Raw genomic sequence first — 16659 nt, 5'->3', positions numbered from 1 at the left:
AGTTAGGAACGGTACAGGCCGTACTTGTTGATGTATTGGACGACGCCATCGGGCACCAGGTACCAGACCGGCTTCCCTTCTTCGACGCGCGTGCGGCAGTCAGTCGACGAGATCGCCATAGCGGGGACCTCAAGCAAAGACACTGCCTCGTGGGGCAGTCCAGGGTCCGAGAGGTTGTGGCCAGGGCGAGTCACACCGATGAAATGCGCCTGCTCGAAGAGCTTATCGGCATCCTTCCACCGCGCGATCTGAGCTAACGCGTCGGCACCCGTAATGAAGTAGAAGTCCGACTCCGGGTATTCGAGCGACAGGTCCGCCAGCGTATCGATCGTGTAGGTCGTCCCCCCGCGGTCAATGTCGACGCGAGAAACCGCGAAGCGCGGATTCGACGCTGTAGCAATCACCGTCATCAGGTATCGGTGCTCAGCCGAGGTCACGTGACGACCCGCCTTGAAGGGCTGCATCGCGGCCGGCACGAAGACGACCTGGTCGAGGCCGTAGACGTCCATCACCTCGGACGCCGCGACGAGGTGACCGTGGTGGATGGGATCGAATGTGCCGCCCATGATGCCGATCGCCCGACGCCGACGCAACGCGCGCGGCGGGTGCTGGGGCGAGGCCGGGGCAGCGGTCGCTCCCGCCGTGGCCTCGGTGGTCTTCTCGATCGCAACCTCCCCCGAGGCCTGCTCCGTCTGCGTGTTCGTGGCGCTCACGGGCGAATCGTTCCTTCTCCCTCGTAGATCCACGTCGTCGTCGTCAGCTCGGTGAGCCCCATGGGGCCACGCGCGTGCAGTTTCTGTGTCGAGATCCCCACTTCGGCACCCAGCCCCAGCTGCCCACCGTCCGTGAAGCGCGTCGAGGCGTTCACCGCGATTGCTGCGGCATCGATACCCGAACGGAACGCACGCACAGTGGCGACGTCGGATGCGACGATGCCCTCTGTGTGGCCCGACGAGTAGCGACGAATGTGCTCGACCGCCTCATCAACGTCGGCAACGACGCGCACCGCCAGGTCCATCGACAGATACTCGGTCCCCCAGTCCTGCTCAGTCGCGTCGACGATCATGTCGGAGTCAATCGAGGGCTGTCCATCGACGATAGCCCGGGTGGCCTCGTCGGCATGGATTGTCACACCGGCAGTCGTCAGGCGGGTAACCGCAGCAACGAGGAAGCGCTGCGCGACGTCAGCGTGCACCAGGAGCGTCTCCGCTGCGTTACACACCCCTACACGCTGCGTCTTGGCGTTCATGATGATGGCTTCGGCGGCCTCCAGGTCAGCGGAGGCATCCACGTACACGTGGCAGTTACCGGTGCCGGTCTCGATGACAGGGACGCGCGATTCCTCCACGACGGCGTTGATCAGCCCCGCTCCCCCACGCGGAATTAGCGCATCGATCGCGCCACGCGCACGCATCATCGCACGTGCGCCCGCGCGTCCCCACGGGTCAACGGTGGTAATTGCGTCGGCGGGAAGCCCCACGGATGCCAGAGCATCACGACAGACCTCAATAAGAACGCGGTTCGAGGACTGAGCGGCGCTTCCACCACGCAGGACCACCGCGTTACCGGCCTTGATCGCCAGGGTCGCTGCATCAATCGTCACATTCGGCCGGGCCTCGTAAATGATGCCGACAACACCCAGCGGCACACGCTCCTGGGTGACGCGCAGACCGATATCGGTGCGCATGCCGCGCACGACCTGGCCAACCGGATCAGGTAGGCCCGCAATCTCACGAACGGCCTCGGCGATTCCGCGAATCCGATCGGAGGTCAGCGCGAGCCGGTCCAGCAGGCCCTCGCTCATCTGCTCCGCGCGACCGCGAGCCACGTCCTCGGCATTGGCTGCCAGAATCTGGTCACTACGCTCGATCAACGCAGCGGCAATCGCCTCAAGACCGCGATTCTTCGCCTGCGTGGTCGCATTCGAGAGAACACGAGCAGCCATACGTGCGGAATCGGTCACCTGAGAAATATCTGCAGCAGTATTCACTCGGACATAATGACACACCTCAGCGCGTCAAGCCGCGTCAGTCAGCGCTGAGCGCAGAAAATGCGTCACCCAACACCGCCAGGTCGTCCCGATGAATCGCCGGCCTGGGATGCTCGTATCCCGCAGCCTCCAGCTCGGCTCTCCCCGCCCCGGCAATCTCTGCCAGCGTATCGGAGTCGTATCCCGACACTCCTCGAGCGACAAGACCCGTCGGAGAGGCCACATCCACAACGTCGCCCGCCTCGAAGTGGCCCAGCACCGAACGTACGCCGGCGACCAGCAAAGACTTCTTGCCGACCGTGATTGCCTGCGCGGCCCCCTCGTCGACGATGATCTCGCCGCGCGATGGTGCCACATGCGCAATCCACAGACGACGCGAGGCCGGACGCTCCTGGGACGGCTCAAACCACGTTCCCACGCGCTGGCCGACAAGCACCGACGCGAGCGCGTCTGCACACGCAAGCTGCACACCGATACCGCTGGTGCTCGCCAGCATCGCGGCCTGCACCTTCGTCGCCATACCGCCAGTGCCCACCCGTGATCCCGCTCCGGTGACGAGCACACTCATGAGGTCGTCCGCACTCTCAACGCGTTCAATCAGCGCCGACCCCGGGTGATCCGGAGGCGCCGTGTAGAGGCCGTCGACGTCAGTCAACAACACGAGGGCGTCGGCCTTGATCATCTGCGCGATGAGCGCGGCAAGACGATCGTTGTCGCCGAAACGCAGCTCACGGGTGGTCACCGCATCGTTCTCATTGAGAATCGGTACGACACCGAGCCCGAGAAGACGCGTCAGTGACGCCCGCACGTTCGTGTAGTGGTCCCGACGCATCACGTCGTCGGTCGTGAGCAGTACTTGAGCTGCATCAAGGTGATGCGCCTGGAAGGCGGCCGTCCAACGCGCCATCAGGAGCCCCTGCCCCATGGCTGCAGCAGCCTGGACGCTCGGCAGATCCTTCGGCTTCGACGTAAAACCCAACGGATCAAGACCAGCTGCGACCGCGCCCGAGGACACGATGACGACCTCGCGGTCCGCCCCGCGCCAGCGCGCAACGAGGCGCGCAACCGAGTCAATACGATTCAGGTCCAGACCGCCATCCTCGCGCGTGAGCGACGAGGAGCCGATCTTGACGACGATGCGGCACGCCGAAGCAACTCCGCTCATGACTGGTCCGAGGCGTCGGTCCAGTGACCGGCCTGGCGCTCCGTCCACAGCTCATCACGCGCGGCAGACTTGGCATCCATGACCTGGTGGTACACCTCGCGGCGTTCCTTGCGGCTCGGACGAGCGTTCTGGTCCAGGCGCAGGTCGGTGCCGCGCGAACCGAGCAGCTCGGGACCGGTCGTCAGGGTCGGCTCCCAGTCAAAGACGACTCCACCATCAAGGTCCCCGATCACGACGGTGTCGCCGGCAAGCGCACCAGCTTTCATCAGTTCATCCTCGACGCCCGCGGCATTCAGGCGATCCGCGAGGTAGCCCACGGCCTCATCATTGGCAAAGTCGGTCTGGCGTACCCAACGCTCGGGCTTGTCGCCGCGCACCTGAAAGACGTCCTCCCCGTCCTTACGGGTCTTGCGCACCGTGATCTCCACGCTGCGTCCAACCGCCTTCGGACGGATAACGGGGCGAGCTGCCTCGAGGGCAGGACGCTTCGCCCGCTCCTTCTCGACAATGCTTGCCAGCGCGAACGACAGCTCCTTGAGTCCCTCATGGGACACGGCGGACACCTCCAGCACGGGCCAACCGAAGGACTCAAGGTCCGGGCGCGTGATCTCAGCCAGATCACGGCCGTCCGGAATGTCGATCTTGTTCAGCACGATGACGCGAGGGCGCTGCATGATCGGCACGTAGCCCTCGACCTGGGTCAAGTCACCCTGGTAGGCCTGAAGCTCAGCCTCGATAATGCGCAGATCCTCAACGGGCTCACGATCGGTCTCGAAGGCAGCGGTATCCAGCACGTGTACGATGACCGCGCAGCGCTCGATGTGGCGCAGGAAATCCAGGCCAAGGCCACGCCCCTGAGATGCTCCGGGAATCAGACCGGGAACGTCAGCGACCGTGTACCGCGTATCGCCAGCTGAGACCACACCAAGGTTGGGCACGAGAGTGGTGAACGGGTAGTCGGCGATCTTGGGGCGCGCCGAACTCAGCGCAGCGATCAGGGAGGACTTGCCCGCCGACGGGAAGCCGACGAGAGCAACATCCGCGACCGACTTGAGCTCGAGGATGACATCGCGCTCCTCGCCTGGCTCGCCGAGCAGAGCAAAACCGGGAGCCTTCCGTGCCTTAGAGGCCAGCGCCGCGTTACCCAAGCCACCGCGACCGCCCTCAGCCACGATGAAGCGCGCGCCGGCACCGGTCAGATCGGCGAGAAGCTCACCCGACATGGACTTAACGACAGTGCCGTCGGGAACCGGAAGGATGATGTCCGCGCCTGTCTTACCCTGGCGGAAGTCGCCCATGCCGGGCGTTCCGTTATCCGCACGGCGGTGCGGGCTGCGGTGATAGTTCAGCAGCGTGGTCTCCTGCTCGCTCACCTCAAGGATGACCGAGCCGCCGTTGCCGCCGTCTCCGCCATCAGGGCCGGCCAGCGGCTTAAACTTTTCACGCTTAATCGAGGCAACGCCGTTACCACCGTTGCCACCCATCGCGTGCAGAGTCACGCGATCCACGAAGTCTGCCACTGCTGCTCCTGACGACTGAAAATGAATGTTGAAAAGGGCGCCCGGCAACGCCGGACGCCCTTTATGCGCGCGGTCTCAGGCAGAGACCGGCGAAACGCTGACGACCTTGCGACCGCGCTTACGGCCGAACTCGACCGCACCGGCGCGCAGGGCGAACAGGGTGTCATCCTTGCCACGGCCGACGCCGTCGCCAGGGTGGAAGTGGGTGCCGCGCTGACGAACGAGGATCTCACCAGCGTTGACCAGCTGGCCGCCGTAGCGCTTCACGCCGAGGCGCTGGGCGTTCGAGTCGCGACCGTTACGGGAGGAACCAAGGCCCTTCTTATGTGCCATCAGTTGCTACTTTCTGCTCGTGGGAACGTCGGGTTCAGGCGATCTCGGTGATCTTGACGACCGACATCTTCTGACGGTGTCCCTGGCGCTTGCGGTAGCCCGACTTGTTCTTGTACTTAATGATGGAAATCTTGGGACCCTTGGCCGAGTCAACAACCTCAGCCTTGACGGAAACCTTGCCCAGCTTGGCTGCGTCAACAGTGATGGCGTCGCCATCCACCAGCATCAGCGGCTGGAGCTCAATGCTCGAACCGATTTCTTCTGCCAGCTTGTCGACGACGACGACGTCACCGACGGACACCTTTTCCTGCCGGCCGCCAGCCTTGACGATCGCGTAGACCACGTTGGAGCTCATCTCTTCTCGTATTCGTAACCGGAATCGCGCCTCGAAACTGCCGAGGACTTGTCTCATTGTCATGATTCCGTTGGCGCTTGTTGCGCCGACGATCAAATCTAGCCGATTCGCACGCCAGAACGCAAGCCGGCACGGTCACGGTCGGGCGTGAAGCACTGTGCGATTCCACACCCTGCGCTCAGGGGAGGGCGGATCGCACCTCCCCCGAGCGCACGTGCGCTATCCGGCGTCGACGATGCCGGTCGACGCGGCGCGACGACGACGCTTGACGCGAGGTTGATCGCTCGCTTCCGGAAGCGCAATGTCATCGGTCGAACGAGTCGGGGCCGTGGGGGCGCTCGCTTCGGAGCGCGCGGGCAGGTCGAGGACAACGGAAGCCGGAGCCGCATCGGGCTCGACGACGCCGGTCGAGACGGCGGCGCGACGCTTGCGCGTCTTGCGCGGCGCAGCGGGCGCGTCCTCCACGATCGGTGCTGCCACCGCAGCCGGTGCCGCACCTTCGGGCTCCCGCACCTCAGGGGCACTCGTCTCAGCGGAGACTGCACGACGACGGGTCTTCTTCGGCGCGGGAGCCTCGGTCGGTTCACTCGACGAGGCCGTCACAGCCTTGCGTGAGGTGCGACGGCGGGTTGTCGGCGCCTTGTCGCGATGCTCGGGTATCTGAATCTCAGACGCATCCTGCACGGGGGCCGCAGGCTCACCCGAGTGATCAACCGGCTCAGGCAGGTCGACATGAACGGGCAGGTCGGGCAGCGGTGTGGAGTCGGCGACGCGACGGCGGCGCCGCGGACGCTTGGTCGCGTTTTCTTCGCCACCGTCGGTACCTGACTTATCCGCGGGAGCCTCGGACAGCGCGGACTGTTCAGCACCCGAAGCCTCCGGCTCCCTGGCCTCGCTCGACACTGCCCGCGTTCGACGCTTCTTCGCGGGAGCCGCCTCTTCGGCCGCCCCTTCCTCTTCCTTACGCGTGGACGCAGCGGCGATCGCGCTCAGGGCTTCCTTGGCACGCTCATGGTCGACATTATCCTCGATTCGGCGAGGCTCAGCCTTCTTCTGCTGCTTCTTCGACCCCTTCGATCCCCTTGAGGATTGCTCACCTCCGGAGGTCTCCACCGGATGCTGATGAACGATGAAACCGCGTCCTTCACAGGCCTCACACGAGGAGGAGAAGGCCTCGACAAGGCCCTCGCCCACGCGCTTTCGGGTCATCTGAACCAGGCCGAGCGACGTAATCTCGGTGACCTGATGGCGCGTGCGATCACGTCCCAGGCACTCCACCAGCCGACGCAGCACGAGATCACGGTTGAATTCGAGAACCATGTCCACGAAGTCGATGATGACGATGCCACCAATGTCGCGCAGGCGAAGCTGACGGACGATCTCCTCGGCAGCCTCGAGGTTATTTCGGGTGACCGTCTCCTCGAGCGTGCCACCGGCGCCGATGAACTTGCCCGTATTGACGTCGATGACGGTCATCGCCTCGGTACGGTCAATGATGAGCGTGCCACCAGAGGGCAGCCAGACCTTGCGATCCATCCCCTTGGCGAGCTGCTCGTCAATGCGGTGCGCGTGGAAGACATCCTCCGTGCCCACCCACTGCTCGACGCGGTCGGAGAGCTCGGGGCTCAGCTCATCGACGTACTCCTTGACGGTCGCGTAGGTGTCGCGCCCCTCGATCACGAGCTTGGTGAAGTCCTCATTGAAGATGTCACGCACGACGCGAACAGCAAGCTCCGGCTCACCTCGCAGAAGGGTGGGAGCGCTCTTGGTGGAGGTGCGCTTCTTTTCAATGTCCTCCCACTGACGGGTCAGGCGTGCAACGTCATCGCGAATCTGCTCTTCCGTGGCTCCTTCCGCCGCGGTGCGAACAATGACGCCCGAACCCGAGGGCACGACGGCCTTGAGGATCTTCTTGAGGCGAGCGCGTTCCTTGTCCGGGAGCTTGCGAGAGATGCCCATCATGGATCCACCGGGAATGAGGACCAGGTAGCGTCCGGCCAGGGTGATCTGCGACGTCAGACGCGCACCCTTGTGGCCGATCGGATCCTTCGTTACCTGGACGAGGACGGGATCGCCGGACTTGAGGGCGGCCTCGATACGACGAGGCTTACCCTCCATACCGACGGCGTCCCAGTTCACCTCGCCGGCGTACAGGACGGCGTTGCGACCGCGCCCCACGTCCACGAATGCAGCCTCCATCGAGGGAAGGACGTTCTGGACGCGCCCCAGGTAGATATTGCCGACCATCGAGGACTGGGTGCGGCGCGCAACGTAATGCTCGACGAGCAGGCCATCTTCAAGGATGGCGATCTGGTCGAGGCCATCCTGGTCACGGATGACCATCGTGCGCTCGACGGACTCGCGGCGTGCCAGGAACTCCGACTCGGAGATCGAGTGGCGACGACGACCCTCACGTCGCCCTTCGCGGCGACGCATCTTCTTTGCCTCAAGGCGTGTCGAACCCTTGAGAGCCTGGACCTGGTCGGCGGGATCACCGCCCTCGTCGGAGGCGGAGGAACGGGCGCGACGGCGGCGGCGACGGCGGGTGGAGGAATCCTCATCATCCGAAGAGTCCGATTCGTCGCTCGTAGCGCTGTCCTTGTCGGCGCTATCCTCAGCGGGGGCCGAGGCCTCGTCCGCCTTCTTCGAGCGACGGCGACGACGGGTCTTGGGCTCAGCGGGAGCCTCCTCAGCCTGATCCTCGTCGGCGGGTACCTCGGAGGCATCCGCAGCCTCGGCATCGTCCGCAGCCTTCTTGGAGCGACGGCGACGCTTGGGGGCCGCCTCTTCGCGAGGAGTGGATTCTTCCTCCGCGGCGGCAGACTTGCGACGGCGCTTCGGTTCGATTTGATCGTCGACGATGGCCGCGGGGGCAACCTCGGGGGCAGCCTGGAAGACGGGTGCCTGGAACAGCAGCGACGCGGCGGGGGCCACGGGCGTGGTGGATTCGGTTGTCACGGTTCTCCAATGGTGGGTGCGCGCCCCGTGCCTGGACGCACCCTCTTTCATCGCCCGCGAGGGGCGGAAACCTAGTGGAGCGCAGTTGCGCAGCTGCCGGCGGCTCATAAAGACGTCATCGCTCGGCTCTCGTCACGGGGGCACTCCCGCGACATCCATTCGTCTCCCATTGTCGCACAACAGTGCGACCTATCGACGGTGGGGTGATCAGAACAACGCGCCGCCAGTCAGTATTTCACGGAGAAACCCATGGCAATTTTTCGGACGCTTATGTCACAAAAGCGACTCGGAACCGGCATTTCGCCCGATCCCACGGATGAAATTGGGATACATTAGCAACAACCCGTGACATAGGTCCCACAGGCTCTCATCGCGGGACAATCGACCCAAATCCCAACACGAGAAGGTCCCATCATGACCCTCGCGCAAACAGCGCTCGACGCGGTCACCGTCGGACGATGGCAGTTCGGTGTCACCACCGTCTATCACTTCGTCCTCGTGCCGCTGACGATCGGCCTGTCCCTGTTGGTTGCCATCATGCAGACCGCGTGGCACCGCACCGGCAAGGAATACTGGCTGCAAGCAACCCGATTCTTCGGCAAGCTCCTCCTCATTAACTTCGCCCTCGGTGTCGCAACCGGCATCGTGCAGGAGTTCCAGTTCGGCATGAACTGGTCGGAGTACTCCCGCTTCGTCGGCGACATCTTCGGCGCTCCCTTGGCCATCGAGGCCCTCCTCGCTTTCTTCCTCGAGTCGACCTTCCTCGGCCTGTGGATCTTCGGCTGGGGTCGCCTCTCTCAGCGCATGCACCTGCTGACAATCTGGTGCGTCTCCCTGGGCACGATGTTCTCGGCAGCCTGGATCCTCGCGGCCAACGCGTGGATGCAGCACCCGGTCGGCGCCCGCTTCAACCCCGACACCGGCCGCGCTGAGCTCGACGGAGCGGCCGGCTTCCTTCAGCTCGTCACCTCGGGCGTGTACTTGAGCGAGTATGCCCACGTCATCACGTCCGCATGGCTGGTCGCAGGCTCTTTCGTTGCCGGCATCTCCATCTGGTGGATGGTGCGCACCGCTCGCGAGGGCAGCGACGAGGCCATGGCTCAGTCCCGCGACGTATGGCGTCCCCTCGCCCGCTTCGGCCTGATCGTCGTCCTCGTCGGTGGCCTCGGCACCGCCATCTCCGGCCACGTTCAGGGCCAGGAGATGGTCAAGTATCAGCCCATGAAGATGGCCGCCGCCGAAGGCATCTGCATGGACACGGACGGCGCGGCGTTCACTGTCGCCCAGTTCGGCTCTTGCCCCCTCGGCGAGGACGGCGCACAGCCGACCCAGCTCATCAGGGTCCCCGGCGTCGCGTCCTTCTTGTCGCACAACTCCTTCACCGCCTCCTCCGAGGGTGTTGCCGACATCCAGGAACGCATGGTGGAGCTGCTTAACTCCGACGCTAACTTCACCGCCAAGTACGGCGATGCCTCGCAGTACGACTTCCGCCCACCGCAGATGGTGACCTTCTGGTCCTTCCGTTTCATGATCGGCCTGGGCATGGTTGCCTTCCTACTGGCCGCATGGGGGCTGTGGGCCACCCGTGGCGGTAAGACCTCATCTTCGAAGCTGCTGAGCGTCCTCGCTCTGGCGAACCTGCCACTGCCATTCATCGCCATTTCCTTCGGCTGGATCTTCACCGAAATGGGACGTCAGCCATGGGTTGTGGTTCCGAACCTGCAGGCTCTGTCCATGGGCTCCGGCCTCGGTTCCGTCAACATGATGACCGACATGGGCATCTCGCCCAATGTCCCGGCCGGCCAGGTGCTCGCCTCACTCATCCTGTTCACCCTCCTGTACGGTGTCCTCGGCATCATGTGGTACATCCTCATGAAGCGCTACGCCGTTGAGGGCATCCACTCGTCCAAGGCCGATAAGGCTGAGGACGAGGCTCCGACCGACCTGTCCTTCGGCTACTGAGAGGAACACCGATCATGACTCTGTCTATCCTGTGGTTCGTTCTCATCGCTGTTCTGTGGACGGTGTACCTGATCCTTGAGGGCTTCGACTTCGGTGTCGGCATGCTCCTGCCCCTCGTCGCCAAGGACGACCGTGAGCGCACCCAGACTGTGCGCACGATCGGCCCCCACTGGGACGGCAACGAGGTGTGGCTGCTCACCGCCGGTGGCGCGACTTTCGCTGCCTTCCCCGAGTGGTATGCGACCATGTTCTCTGGCATGTACCTCGCCCTCTTCCTGATCCTGGTCTGCCTGATCATCCGCGTCATGGCGCTGGAGTGGCGTTCGAAGGTCGCCACCGCACGGTGGCGTAAGGCCTGGGACTGGGCACACTCGATCAGCGCGTGGCTCGTTCCGCTGCTGCTGGGCGTCGCCTTCGCGAACTTCGTGCAGGGCATGCGCATTGAGGTCGTTGACGTAGCCACCGGCACCGTCATCGACCCGACCCTGGTGGATCAGTCCCTCGCGGGTGCGACCCACCAGATGACCGGCGGGTTCTTGTCCCTGTTGACGCCCTACACGCTCCTGGGTGGCCTCGCCGTCCTGGCCGTGTGCCTGGCTCACGGCGCACAGTTCCTGGCGCTCAAGACGACGGGTGAGGTCCACGACCGCGCCAACGCGATCGCCGCCCCCGCGACGATCGGCGCGACCGTGCTCGCCGCCGCGTGGCTGATCTGGGGACAGTTCGTCTACACGACGAACGTCCTTGCTTGGATCCCGCTCGTGGTCGCCGCGCTCGCGATCATCGCATCTGCTGCCCTGTCGCAGTCCACGCTGCGGCGCGAGGGCATGTCGTTCGTGGCCTCCTCCGTCGCGATCGCCGGTACCGTCGCGTGGGTGTTCACCTCGATGGCCCCGGCCGTCCAGAAGTCTTCGATCAACCCGGCGTACTCGCTGACGATCGATCAGGCTTCGTCGACGAACGCGACACTGACCGTCATGACGATCATCACGGCCTGCCTGCTGCCGATCGTCCTGATCTACATCTTCTGGTCCTACTGGATGTTCCGTGCTCGTGTGGGCGCGCAGGACGTCGAGACGCAGACGGGTCTGCTGCTCAAGAAGGTTCGCGTCGGCGAGAACTTCCTCGCTGGCTGATCCCCTCACTGATAGACGCGCCCGGTCCCTCACGCAGGGGCCGGGCGCATTCGTGTGTGCTGCACATGCAGGGCCGGGGACCTTCGACCCATAACGATGCTTTTTCAGGCACAATAGATACGTGCGCCCCTTTGATCCTCGTTTGTTGCGTTACGCCCGCTCTGCCCGCGGGCCAATCGCATTGACAGCCCTTCTTGGAACGATCACAGCATTGCTGGTGCTCGCCCAAGCGCTGCTCATTTCCGCAGCCCTCTCCCCCGTCGTGTCCGGCAGCGCGACCCTTCACGATGTCGCGCCTATTGTCGGTGCCATCGCAGCTGTCTTTATCTGCCGCTCGCTTGTCCTCGCGGCCCGCGAGGCAGTCAGCACACGCGCGGCAGCCGCAGCAGTGTCCGAACTTCGCGGACGCGTCGTTGACGCGAGCATCGCACTCGGCCCGCGTTGGCGAGCGACGAACGGAGCCGAGACGGCGACGCTTCTGTCAACCGGCCTGGAAGATCTGCGCCCCTACTTCGTATCTTTCCTGCCTCAGCTGGTTCTCGTGTGCACCGTGACGCCGGCAGCCCTCGGCGTCATCGTCCTCCTCGACTTCTGGTCGGCTCTCATCGCGCTCCTCGTGATCCCGCTGATCCCGATCTTCATGATCCTCATCGGGCGCTTCACGCAGGCAGCGTCGGAGGACAAACTGGCGTCGATGAAGCGCCTCACGGCCCAACTGCTTGACCTCATGTCCGGGATTCCAACGCTGCGGGCACTCGGACGGGAGAAGGCACCGCGCACCCACCTGCGAGCTCTCGGAGCCGCAAACACGAAGGCCACGATGGCCACGCTGCGTGTTGCTTTCCTCTCGGGCGGTGTCCTGGAGTTTCTCACGACCCTGTCGGTGGCTCTCGTGGCCGTCGAGGTCGGCATGCGCCTCGTGTTCGGTAACATCTCGCTGTTCCACGGACTCGCGGTCATCATGCTGGCGCCAGAAGTCTTTGAACCTCTGCGTCAGGTTGGTGCCCAGTTCCACGCGTCTGCAAACGGCGTCACGGCCTCGCGCGCAGCATTTGACATCATCGAGGAGGCTGAGTCGGTGGATTCCCCTGGTGTCGCGAAGTGCCCCGACCTGTCGTGCACACAGATCGTTCTGGACGGCGTCGGCGTGCGTGCACGCGGCGCTTGGGCTCCTGCCCCAACCTCGGGTGTCATCGCTCCCGGCAACGTGACAGCGCTATCCGGACCCTCGGGTGCCGGAAAGTCGACAATCGTCGCCTGTCTGCTGGCAGACATGACCCCGGATGCGGGGCGCGTCGTCCTGCGTGGGTCGGACTCGTCCTCCACGCGCGAGGAGATCGCTCTGTCCGAGGTTGCCCCTTCCGCCTGGCGCGATCAGATCTCCTGGGTTCCCCAGTCTCCTACCCTCGTCCCGGGTACGATCCTGGACAACATGGGAGACCTACCCCACGATGCTCTCAATGCTGCGGCTGAGGCCACCGGCTTCGACACCGTCCTGGCTGCCACCCCCGATGGATGGAACACTGCTATCGGTACCGGCGGCGTTGGCCTGTCGGTTGGCCAGCGCCAGCGCTTGGCCCTGACGCGCGCCCTCGCAGCGCGCTCCCAGGTCGTCATCCTGGATGAGCCGACCGCCCATCTCGATGCCCTCAGCGAAGAAACCGTCGTTCGCGCTATCGACGAGATGCGCCGCGAGGGGCGCACCGTCATCGTCATCGCACACCGCGCCGCCATGATGGAAGCCGCTGATGCCGTCATCGACGTCCGTTCCGCCACCGAGGAGGAGGAACGCTCATGAACCTCTTCCTGACCCACACAGAGTCGAGCGCACTGCGTCGCTGCATCTCCATGCTCCGGGTGTCGCGCTCCGGGTTTGCTCTCTCATTGTTCCTCGGCGTCACTGCCCTCGGATCGGCGATCGCTCTCGGCGGCACCGCCGCATGGCTGATAGCTCGCGCATCCCAGCAGCCCCCAGTCCTGTATCTGAGCGTCGCGGCTACGGCGGTTCGACTCTTTGGTGTCTCACGCGCTCTTGCCCGTTACTTCTCGCGCCTCGCCTCACATAGGGTCGCGTTGGCAGGCATGGATGCGCTGCGCGCCAACCTCTACGATCGACTGTCCGAGGCACCGACGGCGACGCTGACGACGCTGCGACGCGGCGATCTCATGACACGCGCAGGTTCAGACGTCGACGAGGTAGGAAACGTCGTCGTCAAGACGCTGCTTCCCTCCCTCGTTGCCATCATTGTCGGGGTGGGGACAGTCGGTGTTGTCACGGTCATCTCTCCCGCCGCTGGCGCGATCCTTGCCTGCGCTCTCATAGTCTCTGGCGTCGTGGCACCCGCGCTTATCGCGCGATCGGTTCGACTCGCCGAAGCCCAGGGATCGCAGGCGCGCACCGACATCGCGGCGACCACCCTCGCGGTTCTAGAGGGTGCCACCGAGCTGTCGGTGGCGGGCACGCTCGACCACGCGAAGCGCTCCCTCGCTCACTCCGAGGGCCACCTGTCCGCCGCTCTAGCCCGCTCGGCGCGCCTGTCCGCCTTGGCTCGTGGTCTCGACGTGTGCGCGATGGGTGCAGCCGTTGTCGGTGCGCTGCTGATCGGTGTTCCCCAGACGAGCGCGGGCACGCTCGCTCAGGTACTCCTCGCCGTCATCGTCCTTGTCCCGCTGTCATCCTTCGAGGGAGTGGCCGAGCTCGCCCCTGCCGCTGCTCAACTGGTGCGAAGCGCCCAGGCAGCGAAGCGAATCTGCGCGCTCCTGGAGGGCGAGACGCCACCAGATCCGCACGACATCCCCGAGGGCGCGACCGTCATCGAGGCGCACGACCTGGCTATCGGATGGCCTGGGGGGCCGACGCTCGCGACCGGGATCTCGCTCACGCTCCGTCCCGGCTCCTCCCTTGCCGTCGTGGGAGCATCCGGCATCGGCAAGACCACGCTGCTGGCGACCCTGACGGGCGTGATCCCACCCAAGTCTGGTTCCGCTCTCATCAACGGCGTTCCCGCGTGGGGAGCCAAGCGTGACCAGCTCACCGGCCACATCTCGATGACAGCCGAGGATGCCCACGTCTTCGCGACCACCATCTACGAGAATCTGCGCGTCGCGCGCGCTTCTCTCACGCGAGACGAGGCCTCGGATCTCCTTTCCCGAGCCGGCCTCAAGGAGTGGGTCGCTTCCCTGCCGGACGGCATCGACACGCTCGTCGGTTCCGGCGCAACGACCGTGTCGGGAGGCGAGCGTCGCCGCCTGCTCATGGCCCGCGCTCTTGCGGCCCCCGCTCCCGTCCTCGCGATCGACGAGGCCTCCGAACACCTCGACGCTGCCACCGCGGACCGCCTCATGGAAACGCTCCTCACCCCGTCTGCCGACCGCGCTACCCTGGTCGTCACGCACCGGCTCAGCGCGCTCGACCAGGCCGACCACGTCCTCGTCCTGGCAGCGCAAGAGCCCGGCGGATGCGCACGCGTCGCCGCGCAGGGAACGCACGAGGACGTGACACGCATTCTGCCCGCCTACCAGTGGGCTCTCGAGCAGGAGGAACAATGAGCCACGAGCGTACGGATTTCACGCTTCTCCAGGCGGCACTCGACCTGACGAGTTCGCTCGACCTGAGATCTGGCCTGCAGAACTTCGTTGATCAGGCCTGCGCCCTCACCTCTTCGCCGCACGCCACGCTGTCCGTCCTCGACACGTGGGGAGCGACAACGCTCCAGCTCGAGTACCACGACTCCCGGCCACTGCCCAACGTACCCTCCGCACTCATCACGGCGATCCCAGCGTCGGAGCCGCTCCTGGTCAACTCCCCCTCGGATGCGCCCGACCTCGAGCTTCCCGCGCACACTCCCCCGTTTCTGGGGGTCTCCGTCCTCGTGCACGAACAGGTCTATGGCCGCCTGTACCTTGCCGGCAAGCCCGGCGGATACACGGATGCAGACGCCGCGGTGTTGAGCGCGCTCGCGCCAGCCGCCGGAATCGCCGTCGAGAATGCCCACCTCTACGCTGACTCCAAGCGAACCGAACGGTGGATCAGCGCCTCCCAGTCGCTGACAACAACGATGCTGGAAGGCACCGACGAGGAGGAGGCACTTGAGCTCATCGCCAAGACCGTGCGCGAGGTCTCTCACGCCGACACGGCGATCATCGTCCTGCAGTCCGTCGGCGACACGTGGGCCGCCGAGATTGTCGACGGCAAGAACGCTGCCAACCTGCTCGGGCTCGTCTTCCCGACCGAGGGACGCGCCATGAGCGTGCTACACGAGGGCACCGGCATGATCGTCGACTCGATGTCACGCGCGCAGACAATGCGTGTCCCCGAGTTGGCTGCGTTTGGTTCCGCGCTCTATGCCCCCCTGCGCTCCCGTGGTGTCTCATCCGGCGTCCTCATCCTCCTGCGCCAGATCGGTGCCCCCGAGTTCGATGCCTCGGAGCTTTCTCTCGCGGAATCTCTCGCTTCACAGGCGACGCTCGCTCTCGAGCTGGCTTCCGCTCGCCACGCGCAGGACGTGGCCGCTCTTCTCGACGAGCGTGACCGTATCGGGCGCGACCTGCACGACTTCGCCATCCAGCAGCTCTTCGCAACCGGCATGGCACTAGATGCAGCGAAACAGAAGGTAGCGGCCGGCCAGGCCGACCCAGCCTCCGTCGAGGCGCTCATCGATTCATCCCTCGCTTCCATCGACGAGGCGGTCCGCCAGATTCGCACGATCGTGCACAATCTGCGCGAACGCGACAAGGCCGTCGGGCTCGTCGAACGGATTCGCCGCGAGTCTTCGCTCACCCGCTCTGCCCTTGGTTTCGCGCCGTCGCTACTGATTACTCTCGACGGAAGCGCCATCAACTCCGACCTAGATAACGAGCTGGTCGTCATCGATGAGTTCGACGGACGTGTCGACCCCGACCTATCCGACGACGTCGTCGCGGTCGTGCGCGAAGGCCTGTCGAACATTGCCCGTCATGCCCACGCAACTGCCGCGACCGTATGCGTGGATGTCTCTGGGTGGGGAAAGTCTGGGCGAGTGCGCATTACGATCAACGACGATGGGCGCGGTATCGAGCCGAGCCGGACACGTAACTCCGGCCTGGCCAACATGGCTGAGCGGGCCCGGCGACACCACGGCAGCTTTGACACGGACACGGGCGATGGCGGCGTCGGCACGCAAATTCGCTGGATTGCACCGCTTGAGGGCTAAGCCCACGCGAAGCAGAGATGGCGGTGGGGGCGAACGTTCCGATTGGAA

Annotated in this window: 12 protein-coding genes; 5 read left to right on the top strand and 7 right to left on the bottom strand. The window is 64.9% G+C overall.

Translation table 11 applies throughout. The features are described from left to right. Window positions 1–2 precede the first annotated feature (2 nt). The 7 genes from nadD to RDV55_RS09075 form a co-directional block, all read right to left on the bottom strand. On the bottom strand, window positions 3–713 hold the full coding sequence (nadD, locus tag RDV55_RS09105) for a nicotinate-nucleotide adenylyltransferase (protein WP_111824015.1): 711 nt from the start codon (window positions 711–713) through the stop codon (window positions 3–5). Continuing rightward, window positions 710–2008, bottom strand: coding sequence for a glutamate-5-semialdehyde dehydrogenase (locus tag RDV55_RS09100; RefSeq protein ID WP_111824014.1), 1299 nt, complete (start codon window positions 2006–2008; stop codon window positions 710–712). Before RDV55_RS09100 ends, nadD begins: the two co-directional genes overlap by 4 nt. Window positions 2009–2027: 19 nt before the next feature. Beyond that, window positions 2028–3155: a glutamate 5-kinase gene (proB, locus tag RDV55_RS09095; RefSeq protein ID WP_111824013.1), complete on the bottom strand. Its 1128-nt coding sequence runs from the start codon at window positions 3153–3155 to the stop codon at window positions 2028–2030. After that, a complete protein-coding gene (gene obgE / locus RDV55_RS09090) occupies window positions 3152–4675 on the bottom strand; it encodes a GTPase ObgE (RefSeq protein WP_111824012.1) in 1524 nt (507 codons plus the stop codon). The genes proB and obgE overlap by 4 nt, the downstream gene beginning before the upstream one ends. Before the next feature lie 75 nt (window positions 4676–4750). Further along, complete coding sequence (gene rpmA / locus RDV55_RS09085; RefSeq protein WP_111824011.1) at window positions 4751–5008, bottom strand: 50S ribosomal protein L27; 258 nt, start codon at window positions 5006–5008, stop codon at window positions 4751–4753. A gap of 34 nt (window positions 5009–5042) precedes the next feature. After that, window positions 5043–5363, bottom strand: a complete 321-nt coding sequence (gene rplU / locus RDV55_RS09080) for a 50S ribosomal protein L21 (RefSeq protein ID WP_003796298.1) — start codon at window positions 5361–5363, stop codon at window positions 5043–5045. A 219-nt stretch (window positions 5364–5582) separates the two neighbouring features. Next, on the bottom strand, window positions 5583–8372 hold the full coding sequence (locus tag RDV55_RS09075) for an Rne/Rng family ribonuclease (RefSeq protein ID WP_111824010.1): 2790 nt from the start codon (window positions 8370–8372) through the stop codon (window positions 5583–5585). Between the two features lie 363 nt (window positions 8373–8735). On the opposite strand from RDV55_RS09075, the gene RDV55_RS09070 reads away from it, so the two are divergent. The 5 genes from RDV55_RS09070 to RDV55_RS09050 all read left to right on the top strand — a co-directional run bounded on the left by RDV55_RS09070 (window position 8736) and on the right by RDV55_RS09050 (window position 16611). Then, complete coding sequence (locus RDV55_RS09070) at window positions 8736–10283, top strand: cytochrome ubiquinol oxidase subunit I (RefSeq protein ID WP_111824009.1); 1548 nt, start codon at window positions 8736–8738, stop codon at window positions 10281–10283. Between the two features lie 14 nt (window positions 10284–10297). Further along, entirely contained in the window at window positions 10298–11419 is a 1122-nt protein-coding gene (gene cydB, locus RDV55_RS09065; protein WP_111824008.1) for a cytochrome d ubiquinol oxidase subunit II, read from the top strand. 121 nt (window positions 11420–11540) lie between these two features. After that, the gene (cydD, locus tag RDV55_RS09060; RefSeq protein ID WP_218017141.1) at window positions 11541–13217 is read left to right on the top strand and encodes a thiol reductant ABC exporter subunit CydD; all 1677 of its coding nucleotides are present in this window, start codon (window positions 11541–11543) and stop codon (window positions 13215–13217) included. After that, window positions 13214–14968 (top strand): thiol reductant ABC exporter subunit CydC, encoded by a 1755-nt coding sequence (cydC, locus tag RDV55_RS09055; RefSeq protein ID WP_111824007.1) that lies wholly within the window; start codon window positions 13214–13216, stop codon window positions 14966–14968. Before cydD ends, cydC begins: the two co-directional genes overlap by 4 nt. Continuing rightward, entirely contained in the window at window positions 14965–16611 is a 1647-nt protein-coding gene (locus RDV55_RS09050) for a sensor histidine kinase (protein WP_111824006.1), read from the top strand. The genes cydC and RDV55_RS09050 overlap by 4 nt, the downstream gene beginning before the upstream one ends. The last annotated feature ends 48 nt before the right edge of the window (window positions 16612–16659 follow it).

Source organism: Schaalia odontolytica (assembly GCF_031191545.1).
In the GTDB taxonomy this organism is placed as follows: domain Bacteria; phylum Actinomycetota; class Actinomycetes; order Actinomycetales; family Actinomycetaceae; genus Pauljensenia; species Pauljensenia odontolytica.
This window is presented reverse-complemented; position numbering and strand designations above follow the sequence as displayed.

Coding starts and splice junctions, on each gene's coding strand:
- RDV55_RS09070 (WP_111824009.1), top strand. CDS start 8,736: ATGACCCTCGCGCAAACAGCGCTCGACGCGGTCACCGTCGGACGATGG.
- RDV55_RS09075 (WP_111824010.1), bottom strand. CDS start 8,372: ATGAAAGAGGGTGCGTCCAGGCACGGGGCGCGCACCCACCATTGGAGA.
- RDV55_RS09050 (WP_111824006.1), top strand. CDS start 14,965: ATGAGCCACGAGCGTACGGATTTCACGCTTCTCCAGGCGGCACTCGAC.
- cydB (WP_111824008.1), top strand. CDS start 10,298: ATGACTCTGTCTATCCTGTGGTTCGTTCTCATCGCTGTTCTGTGGACG.
- proB (WP_111824013.1), bottom strand. CDS start 3,155: ATGAGCGGAGTTGCTTCGGCGTGCCGCATCGTCGTCAAGATCGGCTCC.
- cydC (WP_111824007.1), top strand. CDS start 13,214: ATGAACCTCTTCCTGACCCACACAGAGTCGAGCGCACTGCGTCGCTGC.
- rplU (WP_003796298.1), bottom strand. CDS start 5,363: ATGAGCTCCAACGTGGTCTACGCGATCGTCAAGGCTGGCGGCCGGCAG.
- rpmA (WP_111824011.1), bottom strand. CDS start 5,008: ATGGCACATAAGAAGGGCCTTGGTTCCTCCCGTAACGGTCGCGACTCG.